The following is a 22,790-nucleotide window of genomic DNA, read 5'->3' on the forward strand; positions in this document are numbered from 1 at the left end:
CGCTACCTTAACGCGCCCGCGGGACACTCACAGAAAGGTCGACCAGTAGTCCCAGAAGCGCACCAGGATCAGCAGGAGCACTGCGGTGAACCACAGCGCGGTCAGCGACCAGCGCCACTGATGGAGCCCGCGTGCGACCGCATTCCCGGACCAGGGGCGCAGCGCGATCGACGACACCACCACCAGCAGCGGGATGGTCACCGCCCACACGACCATGCAGTACGGGCACAGCGCCCCGATGCGGTAGAGGCTCTGGAAGATCAGCCAGTGCACGAACACCGCTGCAAGCAGGGTGCCGACGGCCATGCCGATCCAATACCACTGCGGCAACCGCACTTTCGCGACGGCCAGCACACCGGTGACCACGACGACCGCGAAGGAGGCGATGCCGATGAGCGGATTGGGGAAGCCGAAGACCGAGGCCTGCGGGGTGACCATCACCGACCCGCACGACAACACCGGGTTCAGACTGCAGGACGGCACATAGCTGGGGTCGATCAGCAGCTCGATCTTCTCGATCGTCAGGGTCGCGGCCGAGACCAGGCCGACGACACCGGCGATGAGCACCCACAGGGCGCTGCTCCTGGGCACCGCGACACCGGCCGCCCGGTCGGCGCTGGGCTCGACCGCGGCGACGGCGCTGGGCGCGGCGGCGGTCATTGACGTGCCGGCGCCGGACCGTCGAGGCCGGGAACGTCACCGACGATCGACTTGATCTTGTTGACCAGATCCTCCGGGCTGGTGGGGCTGTAGTCCTCACCGTTGATGCGCACGGTGGGGGTCGCTCGGATCTCGGTGGCGCCCGCGAGATCCTCGACCATGTCGACGTAGGTGCCCTTGGAGATGCATTCGGGAACCGAGCCACCGGCGCCGGCCTGGCGGGCCAGTTCGGTCAGCCGGGCGTCGTCGGGATACTGGCCGCTGCCCTCGGCGGGCTGGATCTCCTTGGTGTAGAGCGCTTCATGGAACCGTCGGAACGCATCCTTGTTCTCGTCGGCGACACAGTAGGCCGCGTTGGCCGCGCGCGAGGAGTAGCCGTCGCCCTGGGAGTTCAGGATGGCCACCATGTAATAGTCGGCGGCCACCGCTCCGGTGTCGATCAGTTTGTTGACCGTGGGGCCGAACTGCCGCTCGAAGTTGCCGCACGCCGGGCAGAGGAAGTCCTCGTACATCGAGAGCACGACCTTGGGATCCGAGGACCCCTCCTTGGTGACCACGTTGGCCGCTGACACCCGGATACCCGACTCCGCGCCGGCTTCGGGCTTGTCGTCGGCCGACATGACGATGTAGAGCACGAGAGCCACCGCGAAAACCACGACCACCGCGGTCAGACCGATCTGGACGAACAGATTGCGCTTGCGATCGGCAGCCTTCAGGTCGTAGCGGGCGTTCTTCTTGGGTTTCGTGGCCACGCCGTAAAGAGTACCGGCGGGGTCCGCGACCGCCCTAACTGCGGCTGAGGTGGGCCCGGATGGCCGAGATCATGCCCTCGGTGGCCGTGGCGCTGCCGCCACCGAGCGGGAAGAAGTTGGCGAACGCATGCACCAGGGTTCCCTCCTCGCGCAGGTCGACGGGCACCCCGGCGGCCCGCAGCGCCTCCGCGTAGGCGTTCCCTTCGTCCCGCAGCGGATCGAAGCCACCGGTCAGCACGAGCGCAGGCGGTAGCCCGGACAGATCCGCGGCGAGCAGCGGCGAGACGATCGGGTCCCGGGAGTCCACGGCGGCACCCGTCAGATAGTGGTCCATGAACCAGTCCATATCGCGCTTGGTCAGGAAGTAGCCGTCGGCGAACAGCGTCTTGGACCGGGTGTCGCCGCATACGTCGACCGCGGGATAGATGAGCACCTGCAGCGCGGGCAGCCGCAGGCCGTCATCGCGGCAGCGCTGGGCGACGACGGCCGCGAGGTTGCCGCCGGCACTGTCGCCGCCGACGGCGATGCGCTCGGGCTCGGCCTCGAGTTCGGCAGCGTGTTCGAGGGCCCACCGATAGGCGGCATAGGCGTCGTCGGCGGCGGCCGGCGCCTTGTGCTCGGGCGCCAGCCGGTAGTCGACCGACAGCACCCCCATGCCGCCGTCGCGGCTGATCAGCCGGCACAGGTCGTCGTGGGTGTCCAGGTCGCCGACCACGAATCCGCCGCCGTGGTAGAAGACCAGCAGCGGCAGGCGGCCGGACGCACCCGTCGGCCGGTAGTGGCGCGCCCGGAGGGCACCCGCGGGTCCGGGGATCGACAGCTCGGTGACGTCGGCCCGGACCTCGGCGACGAACATCGCCGAGGTGATCCGCAGCTGTTCCCGCGCGACAGCGACGTCCGGGCTGGCGACCAGACCGCCGAGCCCCGCGGCGCGCTGTGCGCTCAGCATGAACTGCAGGGTGGTGTCGAGGGTGTTGCCGTCGACGGTGACGGTGCGCCCGCCCATCAGCAGCCGCTTCACCGGGTCGGGCAGCAGCGGGATGACGCGGAGCGAGACCCGGGTGGCGACGTTGACCGCGGCATCGCGGAATCGGCTCTTACCCCGGGGGGCGGGATCGGCGTGCGGGGCGGGCGGTCCGACCGACGGGGCCCCGACTGGCAGACTCGACGACATGGCTGCTCCTCTGTTGACGCTCAACGACGGCATCTCGATACCTCAGGTGGGGCTCGGCGTCTGGCAGACGCCGGCCGAGGACACCGAACGCGCGGTGGGCGCCGCACTCGCCGCCGGTTACCGGCACATCGATACCGCGGCAGCGTACGGCAACGAAACCGAGACGGGCCGGGCGATCGCGCAATCGGGCCTGGACCGCTCGGAGGTGTTCCTGGTGACGAAACTGTGGAACTCCGAGCAGGGTTTCGACCGCACGCTGGCCGCATTCGAGGCCAGCGTGGGGCGGCTGGGTGTCGACTACCTCGACCTCTATCTGATCCATTGGCCGGTGCCCGAGAAGAAACTGTTCGTCGAGACGTTCCGGGCGTTCGCGAAGCTTCGCGACGAGGGCCGGATCCGGTCGATCGGCGTGAGCAATTTCGAGCCCGAGCATCTGCGCACGCTGATCGACGAGACCGGCATCGTGCCGTCGGTCAACCAGATCGAACTGCATCCGCTGCTGCCGCAGGAGGAACTGCGAGAGGCGCACGCGCAGTGGGGAATTGCCACCGAGGCGTGGAGCCCGCTCGGCCAGGGTTCGCTGCTGGCCAACCCGACCGTCACCTCCGTCGCCGAGGCGCACGGGAAAAGCCCTGCCCAGGCACTGATCAGGTGGCATATCCAACTCGGTAATATCGTCATCCCCAAGTCGGTCAACCCGCAACGGATTGAGAGCAATTTCGACGTGTTCGACTTCGAGCTGAGCGAGCAGGACATGGCGTCCATCTCCTCACTCGCCGACGGCACACGAATGGGTCCCGACCCTCGAACCTTCAACTTCACAGGTTAGGTGCCATGACCTCAGCTTCCGGCCCGGCAACGGTTCCGACCGTCACGCTCAACGACGACAACACGATCCCCGTCATCGGGCTGGGGGTCGGCGAATTGTCGGAGGACGAGGCGCAGCGCTCGGTGTCCACGGCACTGGAGGCCGGCTACCGGCTGATCGACACCGCGGCGGTGTACGGCAACGAAGCGGCGGTCGGGCGGGCGGTCAACGCGTCGGGCATCCCGCGCGAGGAGATCTTCGTGACCACCAAGCTGGCGGTCGCCGATCTGGGTTTCCAGTCGTCGCAGGACGCGATCCGCGCCAGCCTCGAGCGTCTCGGTCTGGACTACGTCGACCTGTATCTCATCCACTGGCCGGCCGGCGAGCAGGGCAAGTACGTGGACAGCTGGGGCGGCATGATGAAGTCGCGCCAGGACGGCCTGGCCCGTTCCATCGGCGTGTGCAACTTCCACGAAGAGCATCTGCTGAACATCATCCAGCTGTCGTTCTTCACCCCGGCGGTCAACCAGATCGAGCTGCACCCGCTGCTCAACCAGGCGGCGATGCGGGCGATCAACGCCGAGAACGACGTGGTGACCGAGGCGTACGGCCCGCTGGGCGTCGGCAGGCTGCTCGACCACCCCGCCGTCACCGCGGTAGCCGAGGCGCACGGTAAGACCCCGGCGCAGGTGCTGATCCGCTGGAGCATCCAGCTCGGCAACGTGGTCATCCCCCGCTCGGCGACCCCGGAGCGCATCGTGTCCAATTTCGAGGTCTTCGACTTCGAGCTGACCGAGGAGCAGATGGCCTCGCTCAACGGCCTCGACGAGGGCACCCGCTTCCGGCCCGATCCGGAGACCTACACCGGGCCGTAGATCGCGCTCGCCTACCGGTTGATCATCGCCATGCCGGCCGGGTTGTAGCGGTCGCCGTGCACGCCGACCCGCGAGGCCAGCGCGTCGAGATCGGCGATCTCGTCGGCCGACAGCGCCACCGTGGTCGCGCTCGAGTTCTCGTCGACACGTGCTCTGCTGCGGGTCCCCGGGATCGGGACGATCCAGGGTTGTTGCGCCAGCAGCCACGCCAGCGCGATCTGGCCGGGGGTGGCCGACTTCGCGGCGGCGAGACCGCGGACGTGGTCCACCAGCGCCTGGTTGGCCCCGATGTTGTCCCCGGCGAACCGTGGGATGGTCGCGCGGATGTCCCCCTGGGCGAAAGTGGTTGACGCAGAGACGGTCCCGGTGAGAAAGCCCTTGCCGAGCGGGCTGAAAGGCACGAAGCCGATGCCGAGTTCAGCACAGGTGGGCAGGACGTCGGGTTCGGGGTCGCGGGTCCACAGGGAGTATTCGCTCTGCACCGCGGTCACCGGGTGGACGGCGTGGGCGCGGCGGATGGTGGCCGCGGCGGCCTCGGACAGCCCGAAGTGGCGGACCTTGCCGGCGGCGATCAGCTCACCGACGGTGCCGGCGACCTCCTCGATGGGCACATCGGGGTCGACACGGTGCTGGTAGAACAGGTCGATCGCGTCGATGCGCAGGCGCTGCAGCGATGCGTCGGCCACCCGTCGGATCTGCTCCGGGCGTGAATCGGTGCCGCCCAACCGCCCGTCCCGGATGTCCCAGCCGAATTTCGTGGCGATGACCACCCGATCGCGCAGCGGTGCGAGCGCTTCGCCGACGAGCTCCTCGTTCACATAGGGCCCGTAGACCTCGGCGGTGTCGATGAAGGTGATGCCCGCGTGCTCGACGACATGGCGCAGGACGCCGATCATGTCGTCGCGGCCGCCGGGGTTGGGGCCGTACCCGTGCGACATGCCCATGGCGCCGAAACCGATCGCCGAGACCTCCAGACCCTGGCCGAGTGTGCGTGTGTGCATCGGTCCTTCCTACGCCTCCGGCATTCCGACGCCCCGCAGAAAGGCGTCGGCGAAGAAGTCACAGCTCGCCTGGAGGTCGGGCCGACCCACGTGGGGAAACTGTTCGAGGCCGGGACGCATCACCGCGTGGACGAGTACCGGACTGATGAACTGCTGAATCAGCAGCGGCCTCGGCACATCGCGGATGCGTCCGGCGGCAACCTCGGCGTCGAGCCATTCGCGCAGGACGGCGACCGTTCGCAGTGCGCCGCGCTCGATGAGCACGCTCGCGCTGGGACCTGCGGGCCGGGCCAGGGTCTCGGTCAACACGGCCGAGAGCACCCGCGGCTCACGCGCGCACAGTTCCGCGAGCCCCCGGTAGACGGTGCGGACCGTCTCCCGCACGCCGGCCGTGGCCCGGTCGCCGGGCAGCAGCACCGAGACGTCGAGCGCGGGCAGATGGCGGTCGTAGACGGCTTCGAGCAGGGCTTCACGACCGCCGAAAGCGGCGTACAGGCTCTGCACCGAACAATCGGCCTTCGCCGCGACGGCCTCCAGCGTCGCGGAGGCGACGCCGCTCGCACCGATCAACGTCGCCGCGGCTTCGATCGCGCGGGAGCGCACCGGCGGCCGCCCGCCAGGATCCACGCCGAGCCCGCGTACGGCGTCGTCGAGTGCTTTGCGCGACCCGCCCAGCTGGCGCAACAGGGTGCTCCGGGAGACGCCCAGAGCGTGCGCGATCATCACGATCGGCACATCGGCGACGTCGCGTCCCAGTTGCTCAGCCGAGCGCAGCGTCGCGTGGATCACCTCTGCGGGTACAGCGGAAGCGCGACGGGTCCGGCGCCGGGGCATGCCTCCGATGATCCCATGCTGGAACACAACTAGAACGCGACTCAAATGGTGTTTCAGGGCCTGCCGGCGCGGATACCCCGTCCGCACGGCCGTGGTACGGCTCACATCCGTGGCGGGGAAAGGGAGAGATCACATGGCGGAACGTGGTGCCCAACCACCTGTGCCCCGCGGCCGTCGGCTGCTGCTTCGGGCGGTGTCGCATCTGTTCAAGCCGCTCAAACCCGACGACTATCTCGAGATGGTCAACCCGTTGTGGACGACCAAGGAGTTGCGCGGGAAGGTCGAGCGGGTGGAGCCGCGGGGCTCGGAGGCGGCCAGCGTCTTGATCCGGCCGAGCTACGAGTGGCCTGGGCATCAACCCGGTCAGTACGTCCGTCTCGGTCTGGTGATCGACGGCCGCTACCACTGGCGCGCCTACTCGCTGACCTCCGATCCGCAGCCGGAGGACGGGCTGATCAGCGTGACACCCAAGAAGGTCGACACCGGCGTGGTGTCGCCGTACCTCGTGGAGAAGATCCAGCCGGGTGAGCTGGTGCGCTTGGGCGAGATCGAAGGTCAGTTCACCCTCCCCGATCCGCTGCCGGCGAAGTTGCTGTTCGTCAGCGCCGGCAGCGGCATCACGCCGATCATCAGCATGCTGCGCAACCTCGACCACCGCGACGACCTCACCGACGTCGTGGTGATCCACTCCGACCGCACCCGCGAGCACGTCATGTTCCTGGACGTGCTGGAGGACCTCGAACGCCGCCACGACGGGGTGCGCCTCGACCTGCGCCTGACCAGTGAACGAGGTCGGTTCACCCCGCAGGAGCTCGACGAGGTGTGCTCGGATTGGCGCGCGCGAGAGGCATTCTGCTCGGGTCCCGGCGAACTGCTCGACGCCCTGATCGAACACTGGGAGCGGGACGGTGATCCCGAACGGCTGCACTATGAACGCTTCCAGCCCAAGATCGGTGGGGACGCCGGTGCCGGCGAGGGGGGCACCGTCACTTTCCTGGACAGTGACACCACCACCGAATGTGACGGTGGCACACCGATACTGGAGGCCGGTGAACAGGCCGGCCTGGAACTCGCCTTCGGTTGCCGGATCGGGATCTGCCACACCTGCGTGGGCACCGTGAAATCCGGCAAGGTGCGCGATCTCCGTTCCGGGGAGATCAGCGAGCCGACCGGCGGAGACATCCGCATCTGCATCCATGCCCCCGAGGGCGATGTCGAACTCGAACTATGAACGAAGGAATGCCATGACCATCACCGCACCGAGTCCGTTGGCCCGCTTGACCGAACAGGAACTGGAGAAGCTCGCCAAGGAGTTCGACGCCATCCACGACGAGGTCTTCGCCGAACTGGGCGACCGGGACCGCCACTACATCAAGACCGTGATCTCGGTGCAGCGCCAGATCGTGGTGGCCGGCCGCGTGCTGCTGCTGGCCTCCCGCGGTCGCACGCCGTGGCTGTTGGGTACGGCATGTCTGGGCATGGCCAAGATCCTGGAAAACATGGAACTCGGCCACAACATCCTGCATGGGCAGTGGGACTGGATGAATGATCCCGACGTCCACTCGTCGGTGTGGGACTGGGACACCGCCTCCAGCGCCAAGGCCTGGAAGCACTCCCACAACTACATCCATCACACGTACACCAACATTCTGGGCAAGGACAAAGATCTCGGCTACGAGATCATGCGCATCGACCCGAACCAGAAGTGGCGCCCCAGCAATCTCGGCCAGCCGTTCTACAACTTCCTGCTCACCATTCTGTTCGAGTGGGGTGTCGCCGTGCACGATACCGACGTCGAGGCCCTGTTCCGGGGCGAGAAGAAACTGAAGGACCTCAAGGAGGACTTCAAAGCCATCGGAGGCAAGGCGCGCCAGCAGATCATCAAGGACTACCTCGGCTGGCCGCTCATCAGTGCCGGCGCCTTCGCCATCGCTCAGCTCGCGCTACGCGGCCGGCTCGAGCAGCCCGAGCGCTCACGCATCGGCAGGCGGCTGCGGCAGCTCTCGGGGGGCCGCCGCACCGGGGCCGTCGCCGACCTGCTCGATCGCTGGGCTCCCGGCGTCGAGAGCACCTACCTGCGCACACTGGGCGCCGACGTGCTGGCCAACCTCATCCGTAACGTGTGGGCCCACGCCATCATCTTCTGCGGCCACTTTCCCGACCAGACGTGGACCTTCACCGAGGAAGACGTCGAGAACGAGACCCGCGGCGGCTTTTACGTGCGGCAGCTGCTCGGGGCGGCGAATATCGAAGGCAGCCCGCTGTTCCACGTCATCAGCGGCAATCTCGGCTACCAGGTCGAGCATCACCTCTTCCCGGACATGCCCAGCAGCCGCTACGCCGAGATCGCGCCCAAGGTCAAGGACATCTGCGAGCGCTACGAACTCCCGTACAACTCAGGGCGCTTCGGTAAGCAGTGGTTCACCGTGCACCGCACCATCTTCCGGCTGGCCTTCCCCGGCGGTACCCCCCGGCCGAAGCCGGGGCCCTACCGCGGCCAGCAGCGGGCGGGATCGCCGGCGGGAACCAGCGAGGCGGAGCGGTTCCGCAGCAGGGTGCCCGCCGAACATCCGGCCGCCGGACCCGAACACGAGTCCGGCGGCGTGGCGGTCGACCCGCCCGCGCGCGGTGACGACTGACCGGGGCGGACTCAGCCCGCCGGGCAGGTGCTCGCCGCCTCGCGCAGCACCGCCGCTGACGGTGCGTCGACCGGCAGCCGGTATCCACGTAGCACCGCGCTGAACTGCACCGCGTACTGGCACCAGAACGCGCGGTTGGGCGGCATCCACTGCGCGGGGGGATCGTCACCCTTGTCCTGATTGGCCTGGCCCTGCACCGCAAGCAGATTCGCCGGATCGTTGGCAAACCTGGCCCTCAGGTCGTCGGGCCAGGTCCGCGCCCCCAGATCCCAGGCCAGCGCGAGCGGGACGATGTGATCGATCTGCACCGACGCGCCCGTCTGGTTGCCGCGCACGAAGCCGACCGTCGTACTGGTGTAGGGATCGCGCAGCGTTCCGGTCGCCACTGCGTTCGGACAGCGGCTGATGGCGACGTAGGTCTTGTCGGTCAGATCCCGTTGCAGGATGTCGTTACGGGTGTCGCAACCGTTGTGCCCGCCCGGGGCCGCGGTGTCATCGGTCCACGATTCGCCGAATGCGGCGCGCCGGTAATCGTGGCCGCGCACCCGTGCGGGGATCTCGGGCACCCCGGCGAGAATGTCCACTCCGGGTGCGACGGTGGGCATGTCGGCCTGGGCCACGAAGCGGTCGTCGTCCCGGCCCGAAGTGAGCGTGCCGACGGCGACCAGCACCGCGACCACCACCATCGCCGACAGCCAGCCGGTGGTGCGGTTCACGTCTTGTCCAGATAGTCGACGCGGTCGGAGGCGGTGAACGGCGCGGCCAGCACCGCCATACCCGGGTTGTCCGGATCCCGGTCGTAGAGCGCTTCGCACAGCTGGCGCGCGGCCAGGATGATCTCCAGGTGGTCGGCCAGTGACAGGAAGTGCAGCGAGTTCAGCGTTCCGGACTGGTGGTGGCCGAGCACATCACCTTCGCGGCGCTCGGCGAGATCCAGATCGGCGAGGGCGAATCCGTCCAGCGTGCCGGCGACCGCCTTGAGCCGTGCTCCGGCGCGGGAGCCTTCCGGCAACCGGGTGGCCAGCAGGCACAGGCTCGGATGGCTGCCGCGCCCGATCCGGCCACGCAGCTGATGCAGCTGGCTGATCCCGAACCGGTCGGCGTCCATGACCACCATGACGGTGGCGTTGGGCACGTCCACACCGACCTCGATCACGGTGGTACACACCAGCACATCGATCTCGCCGGCCCGGAACGCCGACATGACCGCGTCCTTCTCGTCCCCGGACAACCGCCCGTGCATGAGGCCCAGCCGCAGCCCCGCCAGCGGGCCGCCCCGCAGCATGTCCAGCAGCGCGAGCACGGTGATCGGGGGCGGGCCGGCCGAGTTCGCGGATCCGGCGGCGTCGGCGTCACTCTCGTCGATGCGCGACGCGACCACGTACGCCTGACGACCCGCGCGCACCTCCTCGGTGATGCGTGCCCAGGCGCGGTCCAGCCAGGTGGGGTGCTGCGCGACGAAAATGGTGTTGGTGGTGATGGGCTGACGGCCCCGAGGCAGTTCCCGCAGCGTCGAGGTCTCGAGGTCACCGAAAACGGTCAGCGCCACCGTGCGGGGAATCGGCGTCGCGGTCATCACCAGCAGGTGCGGGGTGACGCTGTCACGGGCCTTGGCGCGCAACCGGTCCCGCTGCTCGACACCGAAGCGGTGCTGTTCGTCGACGACCACCATGCCGAGATTGTCGAACTCGACCGCGTCCTGCAGCAGGGCATGGGTGCCGATCACGATGCCGGCCTGCCCGGTGGCCACCTCGGCGCGCACCTGCTTCTTCTGCGCCGCCGCCATCGACCCGGTCAGCAATGCGACCCGGGTCGCGTTCTCGGCCCCTCCGAGCTCACCGGCCATGGCGAGCGGACCGAGGATCTGGCGGATCGACCGGTCATGTTGCGCGGCAAGCACTTCGGTCGGAGCGAGCAGTGCGCACTGAAAGCCGGCGTCGACGACCTGCAGCATTGCCAGCATCGAGACGATCGTCTTACCGGACCCCACCTCACCCTGCAGCATCCGATTCATCGGCCGGGGACCGGACAATTCGCCCGACAGCACCGCCAGGACGTCGCGCTGCCCGGCGGTCAATTCGAAGGGCAGGCGGTCGCGCATCGCGGCGACGAGGCCGCCGTCGCGCAACGGTGCCTGCGGACCGGTGTGGGTCAGCTCCCCGTGCCGTCGCGACACCAGACCCCACTGCAGGCCCACCGCCTCGTCGAAGGTCAACCGCTCCCGGGCCTCATCGCGCTGACGTGCGTTCTCCGCGAGGTGGATGTTGCGCAGCGCGGTGTCCTCGGACACCAGATGATGCTCGCGCACAAGATCTTCCGGGAGCGTCTCGGCAACCGGGTCCAGAACGTCGAGAACCTGCCGAACGCAGGCGTAGATGTCCCAGCTCTGCACCTTGTGATTCGCCGGGTAGATCGGGAAGAACTCCTTCTCGAACGCCGCGAGGAGATCGTCACCGGTGGCCCCCGAGGAGGTCGCGATGGTCTTGAGCGATTTGGTGCCGATGGTCTTGCCCACCGGGGATTCCAGCACGAGAAACGCCGGATGCGACAGCTGCAGGGTGTTGCGGAAGTACTTCACCTCACCGGAGAGCATGAGCCGGGTGCCGACGGGCAACTTGTCGATCATCCAGTCGGCGTTGAAGAACGTGGCGGTGGTTTTGGGTGTGCGGTTCTTGAGCGTGACCCGCAAATACTTGCGCGGCCGCTTACCCGGTTGCGGTCTCATGTTGCCCGGTGCGGCCTCGGCGATCTCGTCGACGAAGGTGACGTGGTCGCCTTCCTCCAGGTCGAGGCTCTCCCCTTCGCCGCGCACCGTCATACCGTCGCTGTACTTGCGCGGATAGTGCCGCAGCAGGTCGTTGACGGTGCGGATGCCGAAGTGCTCCTCCAGGGGCTTCGCCGAACGCGCGCCGATCACCATGTCGAGCCGGTCGGTCAGGGTCGCCACGTCACTCGACCCCGATGAGCAGGGCGTCGCCGCGATGCCCGGTGTGGTAGGTGACCAGTTCGGTGCCGATGTGCTCCCGATGCACATGCGCCCGCAGCGCATCACCGACCGCCGTATCGACCCCGTCACCGGTCAGCACCGTCACCAGCTCGCCGCCGGAGAGCAGCAGCAGGTCGATCAGGCCGGCGGCCGCAGCGGCCAGATCGTGGCCCACGATGAGGACCTCGTCGCCCGAGATGCCCAGCCCGTCGCCGGGATTACAGCTGCCGGCCCAGGTCAGTGCCTCCTCGGTGGCCACCCTGACGGTGCCGTGGCGGGCCGACGCGGCGGCGCGGGCCATCGTGTAGCCGTCGTCGACGGCGTGGCGGACGGGATCGTGCACGGCCAGCGCGGCCAGCCCCTGGACCATCGACGCCGCCGGCACCGGCACCACGTCGATCCCGAGGCCGGTGGCAGCCGTGCAGCCGGCGACCAACTCCTCGGCGGCGACGTAGCCGTTCGGCAGCACCAGGGCCTGACCGGCGCCCGTGGTCACCAGCGCGCTGACCAACTCCTTGGCGCTCACCGGCGCCTGCGGGTCGGGCCGGCGCAGGATGTGAGCGCCCTCGCCGGCGAAGAGTTCGGCGGCGCCGTCGCCGTCCACCACCGCCAGCACCGCCCGCTCCCGGTTCCAGCCGCCATGCGACCCCGGGGCGGCGCCGCCCAGCGCGGTGATCTGGATCCGGCTGGGCGTCCCGACGTCGAGGGCCGCCTCGACCGCAGCGCCGGCATCGTCGGCATGGACGTGGACCGAGTAGCGGCCCGGCTGTCCGGACCCCGACGCCGCGATGACGACCGATTCGCCGAGACGCTCGAGCCGGCCGCGCAGGATCTCCATGCCGTCGGCGCCGCACCGGCTCAACAGATACATGACCTCGTACTGCGGGGGTGCGGCCACCGCCGGTGCGGACCGCGGGATGCGCGGCGCGGGGGGATAGACCGTTCGCTCCACGGTCGTGCCGGTCAGGGTGCGGCTCAGGGCGTCGAGCAGGACGAGCAGTCCGCGGCCGCCGGCATCCACCACTCCGGCATCGGCGAGCACGTCGAGCTGGCGAGGGGTTTCGTCCAGTGCCGTCGCGGCCGCTTCGGCGGCCGCCCGCACGACGGCGGGCAGATCCTCGCTCGATACGGCCGCCGCGGCCGCTGCCGCCGCCCCGAGGACCGACACGATCGTGCCGGGGACCAACTCGCCCACCGAGGCCGCCGCGAGATCGACCCCGCGGCGCAGGGCCGCGGTGAACTCCGCGGCGCCGACCTCGTCGAGGGAACCGTCCCGGGCGGCGGCCGCGGACTCCGCCTCTTCGGCCAGCCCACGCAGGATCTGGGACAGGAGCACCCCGGAGTTACCCCGCGCGCCGTGCAGCGCGCCGCGGGCCAGTGCCGACGCGACCGCGGCGACGTCACCGCCGCACGCATCGGCCTCCACCCGCGCCGAACGCATGGTGAACAGCATGTTGGTGCCGGTGTCGGCATCGGCCACCGGGAACACGTTCAGACCGTTGATCTCATCGGTGTGGCCGATCAGGTCCTCGACGGCGGCATGGGCCCAGGTGAGCAGCGTCGCCGCGTCGAGTGGCCGAGCCGTCATCACCCCTCCTGCCCTCACAGCCAGCCCAAACAGCCGTGTCGTGCGCGCCAGCCTAGCCACCCGCGCAGACAACACCGAGTCCCAGGATCACCGCGCTGTGGACGGCCGGCCGAGGCGTTTTGGCTTATCTCGCGGCGGGCCGGTATTCTGATCAGGTTGTCGGGTCCGCCCGCGCCCATCGCGGTGCGAAGGCCCGGATCCCCAAGTACTGATTCGAGGAGTTCTCAATATGGCTGCCGTGTGCGATGTCTGCGGAAAGGGCCCCGGCTTCGGCAAGTCGGTGTCGCACTCCCATCGCCGGACCAGCCGTCGGTGGAACCCGAACATCCAGAGCGTGCGGGCCGCGTCGACACCGGGTGGCAACAAGCACCGCGTCAACGTGTGCACCTCCTGCCTCAAGGCCGGAAAGCTCGCTCGCGGCTGACGTGCCGCTGCGCCCGGTTCAGGGCAGCCGCCAATCGATCGGGTCCGCCCCCATCTGTGCCAGCAGTTCGTTCGCGCGGCTGAACGGCCGCGAGCCGAAGAACCCCCGCGAAGCTGACAGCGGCGACGGGTGCGCCGACTCGATCGCCACGCAGGAGCGGCCGGTCAGCATCGGTTTGAGCGTCGACGCGTCGCGCCCCCACAGCACGGCCACCAGCGGCTGATCCCGCGCCGCGAGGGCTTTGATCGCGCACTCGGTGACGGCCTCCCAGCCTTTGCCCCGATGGGACGCGGGGGTGCCCGGGCGCACCGTGAGCACCCTGTTGAGCAGCATGACGCCGCGCTGCGCCCAGGGCGTGAGGTCGCCGGTGCTGGGCTGCGGATGCCCGAGGTCGCTGGCGTACTCGGTGAAGATGTTGGCCAGACTGCGCGGCAGCGGCCGCACGTCCGGGGCGACCGAGAAGCTCAGCCCGACGGCGTGGCCGGGTGTCGGATATGGGTCCTGGCCGACGATGAGGACGCGAACCTGTTCGAACGGGTAGCTGAACGCCCGCAGGATGTTCGGCCCGGCCGGCAGATAGCGCTGCCCGTCGGCGATCTCGGCGCGCAGGAATTCACCCATCCGCGTCACCTGATCCTGTACCGGGGACAGTGCCCGGGACCATCCGGCGTCGACCAGTTCCTCCAGCGCGCGTGCAGTCACGGGAAGCCAACATAGCGGGCGAGCGACGCGACGGGGCATCGGGCGAGCGTGTCGGCATACCGGCTCAGTACGACTGCCAGCCCCGTTCGCCGGTCCAGTCCCGACCGTCGACGAGGACCTGCGGCGCGCCGGCAACCACTCGCCCGATCACCCGCCAGCCCCGAGGTGGATCGCCGCGGAACGTGGCCACCAGCGCGTGCTCCTCGCCCCCGCCCAGAACCCACTGCCATGCGTCGGCACCGACCGCCGCGGCCGCGTCGAGCAGGGCGCCCTGGTCATCGCGGAGCAGATCGCGGGTGACCTCTACGGTGCAGCCGGACGCCGCAGCCAAGTGACCCAGGTCGGCCAGCAGTCCGTCGGACACGTCGGTCATCGCGGTTGCCCCGGCGTCGGCCGCGACGCGCCCCTGACCATACGGCGGGCGGGGCACCAGGTGGGCCCGGCGCAACCGCTCGAACCGGTCGACGCCGGCGCACCACAGCGCGTATCCGGCCGCCGAGGTGCCCAGATCGCCGACGACGGCCACGAGGTCGCCGGGCCGGGCGCCGCCGCGGCGCACCGGACGCCGGCCCGCCAGGTCGCCCAGCACGGTCACCGACACCACCCACTGCGGTGCGCTGACCATGTCGCCGCCGACGATGCCGGCGCCGATGCTGCCGGCTTCGGCCCACAGGCCGTCGGCGAGGGCCACCGCCGATTCCGCGGGCGTGTCCGCCGGCGCGGCGAACCCGACGACGAAGCCGCTGGCGACCGCGCCCATGGCCTCGATGTCCGCGGCGTTCTGCGCGACGGCCTTGCGTCCGACGTCATGCGGGGTGGACCAGTCCAGGCGGAAGTGCCTGCCCTCCACGAGCATGTCGACCGACACCACGACGTTGCCGTCGGGAGCCCTCAGCACCGCCCCGTCGTCGCCCGGACCGACCGTGACCACCGGCGGCTGACGCCGTCCGCGCACCACCTCGTCGATCACCGCGAATTCGCCGAGATCCGCCAGGGTGGGCGGCCCGGGTAGCCGTTCGTCCGGCGCCATCCCACCTCCACCGGTACGTTTGGTTCCCCTGGGTCCGATGGAGAAGTCTATGGGGAGCGACGGAGGCGAGGGCGGGTGGCCGAGGCATTCATGCTGATCCAGACCGAGGTCGGCCGCGCTGAGGTCGTCGCCGCCCAGCTGGCCGAACTGTCCGGGGTGCTGTCCGCGGAGTCCGTCACCGGCCCCTACGACGTCGTCGTGAGGATCGGCGGACCGTCTCTGGACGCACTGCGATCCGACGTGGTGCCGGCCGTGCAGCAGGTGCCCGGGGTGACCCGGACGCTGACCTGCCCGATCGCCGGAGGAGCGCACCCCTAGAGTTGGCCGGTGACCTCCGAATCGCGCGATGGACCGCCGCGCGCGCTGATGATCGCGGCCATCCTGGTCGCGGTCGCGGCTTTGGTGGTGGTGCTCGGTATCGCCGCGGTGCGTCAGGGCCGACCCGAACAGCAGCCGGTGGCGATCGCCGCGGTGCCCGCCCCGCAGGCCGACAGCCCGGATTGCCGGTCACTGCTGGCCGCGGTGCCCGAACTGCTCGGCGACTTCCGGCGCGCCCCCACCGTTGAACCGACTCCCGCCGGTGCGGCGGCCTGGCGGGCCGGGCCGGACACCGAGGCGATCATCCTGCGCTGCGGTCTGGAGCGCCCGGTCGATTTCGTCGTCGGGGCACCGCTGCAGCAGGTGGACGCGGTGCAGTGGTTCCGCGTGGGCGAGGAGGCCGCACCGGGGAGCCGGCCGGAGCCCGAACAGACCCGCAGCACCTGGTATGCCGTCGACCGGCCGGTCTATGTCGCACTCACCCTGCCCCAGCAGTCCGGCCCGACGCCGATCCAGGTGATGTCGCGGGTGCTGGCGGACACGCTGCCGTCGCGCCCACTGCAACCCGGGCCGCCGCGCTAGCGCGGCCCTATGGCGCTGCTCCTCACCGGCTCGTCCCTCACCGGCTCGTCCCTCACCGGCTCGTCGTCAGCGCGGCCCGATGGCGCTGCTCCTCACCGGCTCGTCCCTCACCGGCTCGTCGTCAGCGCAGACCAGTTCCCCTGGCCACCGCGGTGTCGACCATCGTCGCGAGCAGAGTCGGGTAGTCGACGCCGCTGGCGGCCCACATCCGCGGGTACATCGAGATGGTGGTGAAACCCGGCATGGTGTTGATCTCGTTGACCACCGGGCCGTCGTCGGTCAGGAAGAAGTCGACGCGGGCGAGGCCCTGGCAGTCGATGGCCCGGAACGCCCGGATCGCCAGCGCGCGGATCCGTTCGGCCACATCGTCGTCGACCTTGGCCGGCACGTCGAGTTCGGCGCCGTCCTCGAGATACTTGGTGGAGAAGTCGTAGAACCCATCCTCGCGGCCACGCACTCCGGCGACGCGGATCTCCCCCACCGTGCTGCCCTCGACGCGTCCGTCCGGATACTCCAGGACGCCGCATTCCAGCTCCCGGCCGGGTACGGCAGCCTCGACGATGACCTTGGGGTCGTGTCGGCGAGCCAGGTCGATCGCGGCCGGCAACTGGTCCCACGCCGCCACCCGGCTGACGCCGATCGAGGACCCGCCACGGGCAGGTTTGACGAACACCGGCAATCCCAGGCGCTCCCGGTCGTCCAACTCCACGGTCGCCTGTCCCGGACGCAGCACCACCTGGTCCCCGATCGGTAAGCCCTCGGCGGCCAGCAGCTTCTTGGTGAACTCCTTGTCCATCCCGGCAGCACTGGCCAGCACTCCGGCGCCCACGTACGGCACGCCGGCCAATTCCAGCAGTCCCTGGATGGTGCCGTCCTCACCGTAGGGACCGTGCAGGACCGGGAAGACGACGTCCACCGAGGCCAGGATCTCCCCCGCGGCACTCGGCTCGAGCGAGACCAGCTCACCGCGACGGCCCGGGTCGGCAGGCAGTGCCAGTGCGGTGCCCGAAGCCGGCTTCACCTCGGGCAGGGTCCCGCCGGAGATGGCCAGGGTGCTGGGGTCTCCGTCGGTCAGCACCCAGGAGCCTTCGGGGGTGATCCCGACCGCCACGACCTCGAACCGCTGGGGATCGAGATTGCGCAGGATGCTGCCCGCCGACACACAGGAGATGGCATGTTCGGAGCTGCGCCCGCCGTAGACGACGGCAACGCGGGTGCGCTGGTTGCGGGCGGTCATGATCTGGAGAGGCTACCGCCCCGCTCGGGCGCGCTGCGATTCGATTACCGGACCTGCGGTCAGCCCAGCGCCGCGGCCAGGTCGGCGATCAGGTCGTCGGTGTCCTCGATGCCCATGGACAGGCGGGCGAATCCGTCCGCCACCGGGTCGCCCCACCGGGCGCGACGGTCGACGGAGGTGTGGATGCCGCCGAAACTCGTCGCCGCGACCAGCAGCGCACTGCGCCGGACCAGCTCGTGCACCGCATCGGCGTCGTTCAATTCGACCGACACCAGCCCGCCGAAACGCTTCATCTGCCGCGATGCCACCGCGTGGGCGGGGTCCTGCGGCAGGCCGGGATAGCGGACCCGGCGCACGGCGGGATGCGCACGCAGCCACATGGCGACCGCCTGGGCGTTCTGGCACTGCCGGTCGAATCGCAAGCCGGCACTGCCCAGGCTGCGCAACACCAGCCATGCCTCGAACGGACCGAGCACCGCTCCGGCGAGCAGGCGCTCCCGCTCGATGGCCGCCATCAGCTCGGGATGGCTGCCCGCGACGTATCCGGCGATGAGATCGCTGTGCCCGGCCAGCGCCTTGGTGGCGCTGGCCACCACCAGATCCGCCCCGAGCGAAAGTGGTTGCTGCCCCAGTGGCGTCGCGGTGGTGTTGTCCACCATCAGAACCGCGCCGCGGCTGCGGCAGTTCATCGCCAGGTGGTGCAGATCGACCACGTCCAGCCCGGGGTTCGCCGGGGTCTCGGCGAGCACCACGTCGGCGTCCTTTGCGGCCGCGCAGATGTCGACCACACCGGCTTCGACGACGGTGACACCTTGGGGCGCAAGGCATTCGCTGGCGTACCGACGCACCTGGTAGTACCCGTCAGCCGGCACCACCAGCCGAACCCCCGGCCGGCACAGGACCCGCAGCGCCGAGGTGATCGCGGCCATCCCGGAGGCGAACGTCAGCGCCGCCGTCGCGCCCTCGAGTTCGGCCAGTGCGGCTTCCAGGCGCCGCCAGGTCGGATTGGACGAACGGCCGTAGGTGTCCAGCGGCTCCGACTCGTCCGGAGAGAGGTGGTATGCCGACACCGGCACCGGGGGTGACGACACGGGCTCGCCAGGAACAGACTGCGCTGCAACGGCTTTGACGCTTCGAGTGGAGTCGCCGTAAGTACCCTCCACGCCCGTCACTCCGGCTTGGTGCTGCGGCCCAGCAGCAGAGCGACAGCTTCGTCGACCGACAGACCGCGGTGGCAGACGCGGTGGACGGCGTCGGTCAGCGGCATCTCGACGTCATAGCTGGCCGCCAGCGCCAGCACCGACCGGCAGGACGCCACCCCCTCGGCGACATGCCCGCCGGCCGCTTCCAGAGCGGACTCCATGGTGCCGCCCCGGCCCAACCGCTCCCCGAACGAACGGTTACGCGAACGTGGTGAGGTGCACGTGGCGACGAGGTCACCGACCCCGGCCAGCCCCGCCAGCGTCGCGGGCTTGGCACCCAGTGCCAAGCCCAGCCGCATGATCTCGGCCAGCCCCCGGGTGATGATCGCGGCGGCGGTGTTCTCGCCGAGTCCGACGCCGGCAGCCATTCCGCACGCCAGCGCGATGACGTTCTTACAGGCCCCGCCGACTTCGGCTCCGACGATGTCGGCGTTGGTGTAGGGCCGCAGGTACCCGGTGGCCAGGGCACGCTGCAACGCCACCGCGCGGCCGGAATCACTGCACGCCACCACCGTCGCCGCGGGCTGCTCGTCGACGATCTCCTCGGCCAGGTTGGGGCCGCTGACAGCGGCGACCCGGCCCGGGTCCCCCCCGGTCACCTGGGTGATCACCTGACTCATCCGCATGAGCGTGTCCAGTTCGATCCCTTTGGCCAGGCTCACCAGCGTGACATCGTCGCCGATCAGGTGCTTCCACTCGGTCAGGTTCACCCGCAGGGTCTGCGCCGGCACGGCCAGCAGGACGGTGCACGCGCCGTCGAGCGCGGCGGCCGGATCGCTGGTGGCGCGGATGGACTCGGGCAGGGCGACCTGCCCGACGTAGCGGCTGTTGCGGTGGGTCTGATTGATCTCGTCCGCGACTTCCGGCCGGCGCGCCCACAGCGTGACGGAGTTACCCGCGTCGGCCAGGACCTTGGCCAGTGCGGTACCCCACGCACCGGAACCCATGACCGCCGCCTCCACCACGGGTCAACCCTAGCGCGCCTGGTGACGGCCACCCGGGGTCGAGCCGTCCGCGGCAGCGGTGCAGGCTGGCAGGATGGCGCCCATGAGCGGCAGGACACCCGACGGCGAGGTGGCGGTGATCGTCGCCGTCAAGCGCCTCGCCGCCGCCAAGACCCGCCTGGCGCCGGTGTTCTCCGTCGCCACCCGTGAGGCCGTCGTGCTGGCCATGCTCGTCGACACCATCACCGCCGCGGCCGCGGTGGCCGGCGTCACCGTCGTCACCCCCGACGCCGCGGCCGCCGACGCGGCACGCCGGTTGGGCGCGCGGGTGCTCGACGACCCGACTCCGGACGGCCATCCCGACCCGCTCAACAACGCGATCGCCGCGGCGGAGGCCCAATTGCGCGCCACCGTCCCCAATGTCGTTGCCCTCCAGGGCGATCTACCGGCTCTGCGCTCCGCCGAGCTGTCGGCGGCACTGACCGCTGCGCGGGCCCACCCGCGCAGTTTCGTCGCCGACCGCCACGGCACGGGCACCGCGGCCCTGTTTGCGTTCGGCGTCGGGCTCGAACCCCGGTTCGGCGCCGGTTCCGCTGAGCGGCATCGCCGTTCGGGTGCAGTCGAGTTGACGGTGGCCTGGCCCGGACTGCGGTGCGACATCGACACCCCCGAAGATCTGCTGGCCGCCCAGCGTCTCGGTGTCGGCCCGGTCACCGCCCGCGCGATCGGGCCGCCGGTGTGAACAGCTGTCGAACAAGGTAGCCGGAGGTCCAGACGATAGGGAAGGATCGATTCATGACCGAAGCCGAGGCCGAGATCAGCACCGGAGATGTCGAGCGCGGATCCGCCGACTCCTCGCCCGAGGCGCCACCTGCCGCCCCTCCCGCGTTGACCTCCCCCACGATCGAGGATGCGCTGCCCGAGGACCGCTATCTCAACCGCGAACTGAGCTGGCTCGACTTCAACGCCCGGGTGCTGGCGTTGGCCGCCGACACCTCGCTGCCGTTGCTGGAGCGCGCGAAGTTCCTGGCGATCTTCGCCTCCAACCTCGACGAGTTCTACATGGTGCGCGTCGCCGGCCTCAAGCGCCGCGACGAGATGGGACTCTCGGTGCGCTCGGCCGACGGGCTCTCCCCCCGCGAACAGCTGCGCCGGATCAGCGAACGCACCCAACAGATCGCCTCGCGCCACGCGCGGGTGTTCCTCGACTCGGTACGCCCAGCGCTGGCCGCCGAAGGCATCGTGATCGTCACCTGGGCCGAACTCGACGACGCCGAACGTAGCGCGCTGAGCACCTACTTCCACGAACAGGTGTTCCCGGTGCTGACGCCGCTGGCCGTCGACCCCGCCCATCCGTTCCCGTTCGTCAGTGGGCTGTCACTCAATCTCGCGATCACCGTCAAACAACCCGAGGACGGCGGACAGCACTTCGCGCGGATCAAGGTGCCCGACAACGTCGACCGCTTCGTGGTCCTCGGTGAGCGCGCCGGATCGTCGAGCGAGGTCCGCTTCCTGCCGATGGAGGAGTTGATCGCCGCCTTCCTGCCGGTGTTGTTCCCGGGGTTGGAGATCGTGGAGCACCATGCGTTCCGCATCACCCGCAACGCGGATTTCGAGGTCGAGGAGGACCGCGACGAGGACCTGCTGCAGGCACTCGAACGCGAACTGGCCCGTCGGCGGTTCGGCTCGCCGGTGCGCCTCGAGGTCTCCGACGATATGACCGAGAGCATGCTCGAACTGCTGCTGCGCGAACTCGACGTCGACCCCGGCGACGTCGTCGAGGTGCCGGGTCTGCTGGATCTGTCGGCGCTGTGGCAGATCTACGACGTCGACCGACCCGCCCTCAAGGACCGTCCGTTCGTCCCCGCGACGCCGCCGGCGTTCGGCGAACGCGAGACTCCCAAGAGCATCTTCGCGACGCTGCGTGACGGAGATGTGCTGGTGCACCATCCCTACGACTCGTTCTCGACGACGGTGCAGCGCTTCATCGAACAGGCCGCCGCCGACCCGAATGTGCTGGCCATCAAGCAAACCCTCTACCGGACCTCCGGCGACTCCCCGATCGTCAACGCCCTGATCGACGCGGCGGCGGCCGGTAAGCAAGTGGTGGCACTGGTCGAGATCAAGGCTCGATTCGACGAACAGGCCAACATCAAATGGGCGCGTGCTCTGGAGCGGGCGGGCGTGCACGTGGTGTACGGCCTGATCGGACTCAAGACCCACTGCAAGACCGCACTCGTCGTTCGCCGTGAAGGCTCGATGATTCGGCGGTACTGCCACATCGGCACCGGCAACTACAACCCGAAGACCGCGCGCCTCTACGAGGATGTGGGGCTGCTGACGGCCGCACCCGACATCGGCGCCGACCTGACCGATCTGTTCAACTCGCTGACCGGTTACTCGCGTAAGGACGCCTACCGCAACCTGTTGGTGGCGCCGCACGGTGTGCGCCGAGGCATCATCGACCGCATCGAGCGGGAGGTCGCCGCGGCTCGCGACGGAGCCGAAGGGCGAATTCGCCTGAAGGCCAACGCCCTGGTGGACGAGCAGGTGATCGATGCGCTCTACCGCGCCGCCCAGGCCGGAGTGTCGGTCGAAGTGGTGGTGCGCGGCATCTGCGCGCTGCGTCCGGGCGCCCCGGGTTTCTCCGAGAACATCACGGTGCGCTCCATTCTCGGTCGCTTTCTCGAGCATTCGCGGATCATCCACTTCCGCGCCATCGACGAGTTCTGGATCGGCAGCGCCGACATGATGCATCGCAACCTCGATCGCCGGGTGGAGGTGATGGCCCAGGTGAAGGATCCGCGGCTGACAGCGCAACTCAACGACGTCTTCGAATCCGCCCTGGACCCCGCCACCCGCTGCTGGGAACTGGGCGCCGACGGCCATTGGACGGCCTCGCCGCGGGCGGGGCAGACCGTGCGCGACCACCAGGTGTCGCTGATGGAGCGCCACCGCCACCAGTGACCGCCGGGCCTATCGGGCCGCCCGTTTCCCGCCGCCCATTTTCCGCAGCATCGCGGGACTTTCGATG

General features: G+C 69.6%; 22 protein-coding genes. 9 read left to right on the plus strand and 13 right to left on the minus strand.

Features of this window, described 5'->3' with window-relative positions; genetic code table 11:
• Nucleotides 1-27: 27 nt before the first annotated feature.
• Genes ACN27E_RS09130 through ACN27E_RS09140 form a run of 3 tightly spaced genes read right to left on the minus strand, consistent with a single transcriptional unit; the run spans nt 28 to nt 2,586 of the window.
• Nucleotides 28-660, minus strand: coding sequence for a vitamin K epoxide reductase family protein (locus ACN27E_RS09130; RefSeq protein WP_422748407.1), 633 nt, complete (start codon nt 658-660; stop codon nt 28-30).
• Nucleotides 657-1,412: a DsbA family protein gene (locus ACN27E_RS09135; RefSeq protein ID WP_422748409.1), complete on the minus strand. Its 756-nt coding sequence runs from the start codon at nt 1,410-1,412 to the stop codon at nt 657-659. The genes ACN27E_RS09130 and ACN27E_RS09135 overlap by 4 nt, the downstream gene beginning before the upstream one ends.
• A 34-nt stretch (nt 1,413-1,446) precedes the next feature.
• Nucleotides 1,447-2,586, minus strand: coding sequence for an alpha/beta hydrolase (locus ACN27E_RS09140; RefSeq protein ID WP_422748410.1), 1,140 nt, complete (start codon nt 2,584-2,586; stop codon nt 1,447-1,449).
• On the opposite strand from ACN27E_RS09140, the gene ACN27E_RS09145 reads away from it, so the two are divergent.
• Nucleotides 2,585-3,415: an aldo/keto reductase gene (locus ACN27E_RS09145; protein ID WP_422748412.1), complete on the plus strand. Its 831-nt coding sequence runs from the start codon at nt 2,585-2,587 to the stop codon at nt 3,413-3,415. The two genes, ACN27E_RS09140 and ACN27E_RS09145, sit on opposite strands and share 2 nt — an antisense overlap.
• 5 nt (nt 3,416-3,420) lie before the next feature.
• Complete coding sequence (locus ACN27E_RS09150; RefSeq protein ID WP_422748414.1) at nt 3,421-4,269, plus strand: aldo/keto reductase; 849 nt, start codon at nt 3,421-3,423, stop codon at nt 4,267-4,269.
• An 11-nt stretch (nt 4,270-4,280) separates the two neighbouring features.
• Here the strand turns inward: ACN27E_RS09150 and ACN27E_RS09155 are convergent, their stop codons facing one another.
• Both ACN27E_RS09155 and ACN27E_RS09160 read right to left on the minus strand, forming a co-directional pair.
• Nucleotides 4,281-5,270 carry an aldo/keto reductase gene (locus ACN27E_RS09155; protein ID WP_422748415.1) on the minus strand — a complete coding sequence of 330 codons (990 nt, stop codon included), beginning with the start codon at nt 5,268-5,270 and terminating at the stop codon, nt 4,281-4,283.
• A gap of 9 nt (nt 5,271-5,279) precedes the next feature.
• A complete protein-coding gene (locus tag ACN27E_RS09160) occupies nt 5,280-6,104 on the minus strand; it encodes a TetR/AcrR family transcriptional regulator (RefSeq protein ID WP_422748416.1) in 825 nt (274 codons plus the stop codon).
• Between the two features lie 133 nt (nt 6,105-6,237).
• On the opposite strand from ACN27E_RS09160, the gene ACN27E_RS09165 reads away from it, so the two are divergent.
• Nucleotides 6,238-7,335, plus strand: coding sequence for a ferredoxin reductase (locus ACN27E_RS09165; RefSeq protein ID WP_422748418.1), 1,098 nt, complete (start codon nt 6,238-6,240; stop codon nt 7,333-7,335).
• A gap of 13 nt (nt 7,336-7,348) precedes the next feature.
• Entirely contained in the window at nt 7,349-8,743 is a 1,395-nt protein-coding gene (locus ACN27E_RS09170) for a fatty acid desaturase family protein (protein WP_422748419.1), read from the plus strand.
• Between the two features lie 11 nt (nt 8,744-8,754).
• Here ACN27E_RS09170 and ACN27E_RS09175 read toward each other — a convergent pair whose 3' ends face one another.
• From ACN27E_RS09175 to ACN27E_RS09185, 3 genes are read right to left on the minus strand one after another with little or no spacing between them, the layout of a single operon-like run.
• Entirely contained in the window at nt 8,755-9,429 is a 675-nt protein-coding gene (locus ACN27E_RS09175) for an HNH endonuclease family protein (protein WP_422749733.1), read from the minus strand.
• 26 nt (nt 9,430-9,455) lie between these two features.
• Nucleotides 9,456-11,690 carry an ATP-dependent DNA helicase RecG gene (recG, locus tag ACN27E_RS09180; protein WP_422748421.1) on the minus strand — a complete coding sequence of 745 codons (2,235 nt, stop codon included), beginning with the start codon at nt 11,688-11,690 and terminating at the stop codon, nt 9,456-9,458.
• A gap of 1 nt (nt 11,691) precedes the next feature.
• Nucleotides 11,692-13,317, minus strand: coding sequence for a DAK2 domain-containing protein (locus ACN27E_RS09185; RefSeq protein ID WP_422748423.1), 1,626 nt, complete (start codon nt 13,315-13,317; stop codon nt 11,692-11,694).
• Between the two features lie 229 nt (nt 13,318-13,546).
• On the opposite strand from ACN27E_RS09185, the gene rpmB reads away from it, so the two are divergent.
• Complete coding sequence (gene rpmB / locus ACN27E_RS09190; RefSeq protein WP_422748424.1) at nt 13,547-13,741, plus strand: 50S ribosomal protein L28; 195 nt, start codon at nt 13,547-13,549, stop codon at nt 13,739-13,741.
• An 18-nt stretch (nt 13,742-13,759) separates the two neighbouring features.
• On the opposite strand, the gene ACN27E_RS09195 is transcribed toward rpmB, so the two are convergent.
• Together ACN27E_RS09195 and ACN27E_RS09200 are read right to left on the minus strand one after the other, a co-directional pair.
• Complete coding sequence (locus tag ACN27E_RS09195) at nt 13,760-14,443, minus strand: uracil-DNA glycosylase (RefSeq protein WP_422748426.1); 684 nt, start codon at nt 14,441-14,443, stop codon at nt 13,760-13,762.
• A 64-nt stretch (nt 14,444-14,507) separates the two neighbouring features.
• Nucleotides 14,508-15,473 carry a thiamine-phosphate kinase gene (locus ACN27E_RS09200; RefSeq protein ID WP_422748428.1) on the minus strand — a complete coding sequence of 322 codons (966 nt, stop codon included), beginning with the start codon at nt 15,471-15,473 and terminating at the stop codon, nt 14,508-14,510.
• Nucleotides 15,474-15,548: 75 nt separating this feature from the next.
• On the opposite strand from ACN27E_RS09200, the gene ACN27E_RS09205 reads away from it, so the two are divergent.
• Both ACN27E_RS09205 and ACN27E_RS09210 read left to right on the plus strand, forming a co-directional pair.
• On the plus strand, nt 15,549-15,791 hold the full coding sequence (locus tag ACN27E_RS09205) for an Lrp/AsnC ligand binding domain-containing protein (protein ID WP_422748429.1): 243 nt from the start codon (nt 15,549-15,551) through the stop codon (nt 15,789-15,791).
• A 48-nt stretch (nt 15,792-15,839) separates the two neighbouring features.
• Complete coding sequence (locus ACN27E_RS09210) at nt 15,840-16,373, plus strand: DUF3515 domain-containing protein (RefSeq protein WP_422749735.1); 534 nt, start codon at nt 15,840-15,842, stop codon at nt 16,371-16,373.
• Nucleotides 16,374-16,494: 121 nt separating this feature from the next.
• On the opposite strand, the gene ACN27E_RS09215 is transcribed toward ACN27E_RS09210, so the two are convergent.
• Genes ACN27E_RS09215 through ACN27E_RS09225 form a run of 3 tightly spaced genes read right to left on the minus strand, consistent with a single transcriptional unit; the run spans nt 16,495 to nt 19,759 of the window.
• Complete coding sequence (locus tag ACN27E_RS09215; protein ID WP_422748430.1) at nt 16,495-17,610, minus strand: D-alanine--D-alanine ligase family protein; 1,116 nt, start codon at nt 17,608-17,610, stop codon at nt 16,495-16,497.
• Between the two features lie 59 nt (nt 17,611-17,669).
• Complete coding sequence (locus ACN27E_RS09220; protein ID WP_422748432.1) at nt 17,670-18,773, minus strand: cystathionine gamma-lyase; 1,104 nt, start codon at nt 18,771-18,773, stop codon at nt 17,670-17,672.
• Between the two features lie 5 nt (nt 18,774-18,778).
• Entirely contained in the window at nt 18,779-19,759 is a 981-nt protein-coding gene (locus ACN27E_RS09225) for an NAD(P)H-dependent glycerol-3-phosphate dehydrogenase (protein WP_422749736.1), read from the minus strand.
• A 91-nt stretch (nt 19,760-19,850) separates the two neighbouring features.
• Here ACN27E_RS09225 and cofC point away from each other — a divergent pair, with 91 nt between their 5' ends.
• Both cofC and ACN27E_RS09235 read left to right on the plus strand, forming a co-directional pair.
• A complete protein-coding gene (gene cofC / locus ACN27E_RS09230) occupies nt 19,851-20,498 on the plus strand; it encodes a 2-phospho-L-lactate guanylyltransferase (RefSeq protein WP_422748434.1) in 648 nt (215 codons plus the stop codon).
• A 53-nt stretch (nt 20,499-20,551) separates the two neighbouring features.
• A complete protein-coding gene (locus tag ACN27E_RS09235) occupies nt 20,552-22,723 on the plus strand; it encodes an RNA degradosome polyphosphate kinase (protein WP_422748436.1) in 2,172 nt (723 codons plus the stop codon).
• The last annotated feature ends 67 nt before the right edge of the window (nt 22,724-22,790 follow it).

It is taken from the genome of Mycobacterium sp. WMMD1722, assembly GCF_049315205.1.
GTDB lineage: Bacteria > Actinomycetota > Actinomycetes > Mycobacteriales > Mycobacteriaceae > Mycobacterium.

Excerpts from the sequence above, each read along its gene's own strand:
- ACN27E_RS09130 (WP_422748407.1), bottom strand. The coding sequence starts at position 660 with ATGACCGCCGCCGCGCCCAGCGCCGTCGCCGCGGTCGAGCCCAGCGCC.
- ACN27E_RS09145 (WP_422748412.1), top strand. The coding sequence starts at position 2,585 with ATGGCTGCTCCTCTGTTGACGCTCAACGACGGCATCTCGATACCTCAG.
- ACN27E_RS09140 (WP_422748410.1), bottom strand. The coding sequence starts at position 2,586 with ATGTCGTCGAGTCTGCCAGTCGGGGCCCCGTCGGTCGGACCGCCCGCC.
- ACN27E_RS09150 (WP_422748414.1), top strand. The coding sequence starts at position 3,421 with ATGACCTCAGCTTCCGGCCCGGCAACGGTTCCGACCGTCACGCTCAAC.
- ACN27E_RS09155 (WP_422748415.1), bottom strand. The coding sequence starts at position 5,270 with ATGCACACACGCACACTCGGCCAGGGTCTGGAGGTCTCGGCGATCGGT.
- ACN27E_RS09160 (WP_422748416.1), bottom strand. The coding sequence starts at position 6,104 with ATGCCCCGGCGCCGGACCCGTCGCGCTTCCGCTGTACCCGCAGAGGTG.
- ACN27E_RS09165 (WP_422748418.1), top strand. The coding sequence starts at position 6,238 with ATGGCGGAACGTGGTGCCCAACCACCTGTGCCCCGCGGCCGTCGGCTG.
- ACN27E_RS09170 (WP_422748419.1), top strand. The coding sequence starts at position 7,349 with ATGACCATCACCGCACCGAGTCCGTTGGCCCGCTTGACCGAACAGGAA.
- ACN27E_RS09175 (WP_422749733.1), bottom strand. The coding sequence starts at position 9,429 with ATGGTGGTGGTCGCGGTGCTGGTCGCCGTCGGCACGCTCACTTCGGGC.
- ACN27E_RS09185 (WP_422748423.1), bottom strand. The coding sequence starts at position 13,317 with ATGACGGCTCGGCCACTCGACGCGGCGACGCTGCTCACCTGGGCCCAT.
- rpmB (WP_422748424.1), top strand. The coding sequence starts at position 13,547 with ATGGCTGCCGTGTGCGATGTCTGCGGAAAGGGCCCCGGCTTCGGCAAG.
- ACN27E_RS09200 (WP_422748428.1), bottom strand. The coding sequence starts at position 15,473 with ATGGCGCCGGACGAACGGCTACCCGGGCCGCCCACCCTGGCGGATCTC.
- ACN27E_RS09210 (WP_422749735.1), top strand. The coding sequence starts at position 15,840 with ATGATCGCGGCCATCCTGGTCGCGGTCGCGGCTTTGGTGGTGGTGCTC.
- ACN27E_RS09215 (WP_422748430.1), bottom strand. The coding sequence starts at position 17,610 with ATGACCGCCCGCAACCAGCGCACCCGCGTTGCCGTCGTCTACGGCGGG.
- ACN27E_RS09225 (WP_422749736.1), bottom strand. The coding sequence starts at position 19,759 with ATGGGTTCCGGTGCGTGGGGTACCGCACTGGCCAAGGTCCTGGCCGAC.
- cofC (WP_422748434.1), top strand. The coding sequence starts at position 19,851 with ATGGCGCCCATGAGCGGCAGGACACCCGACGGCGAGGTGGCGGTGATC.
- ACN27E_RS09235 (WP_422748436.1), top strand. The coding sequence starts at position 20,552 with ATGACCGAAGCCGAGGCCGAGATCAGCACCGGAGATGTCGAGCGCGGA.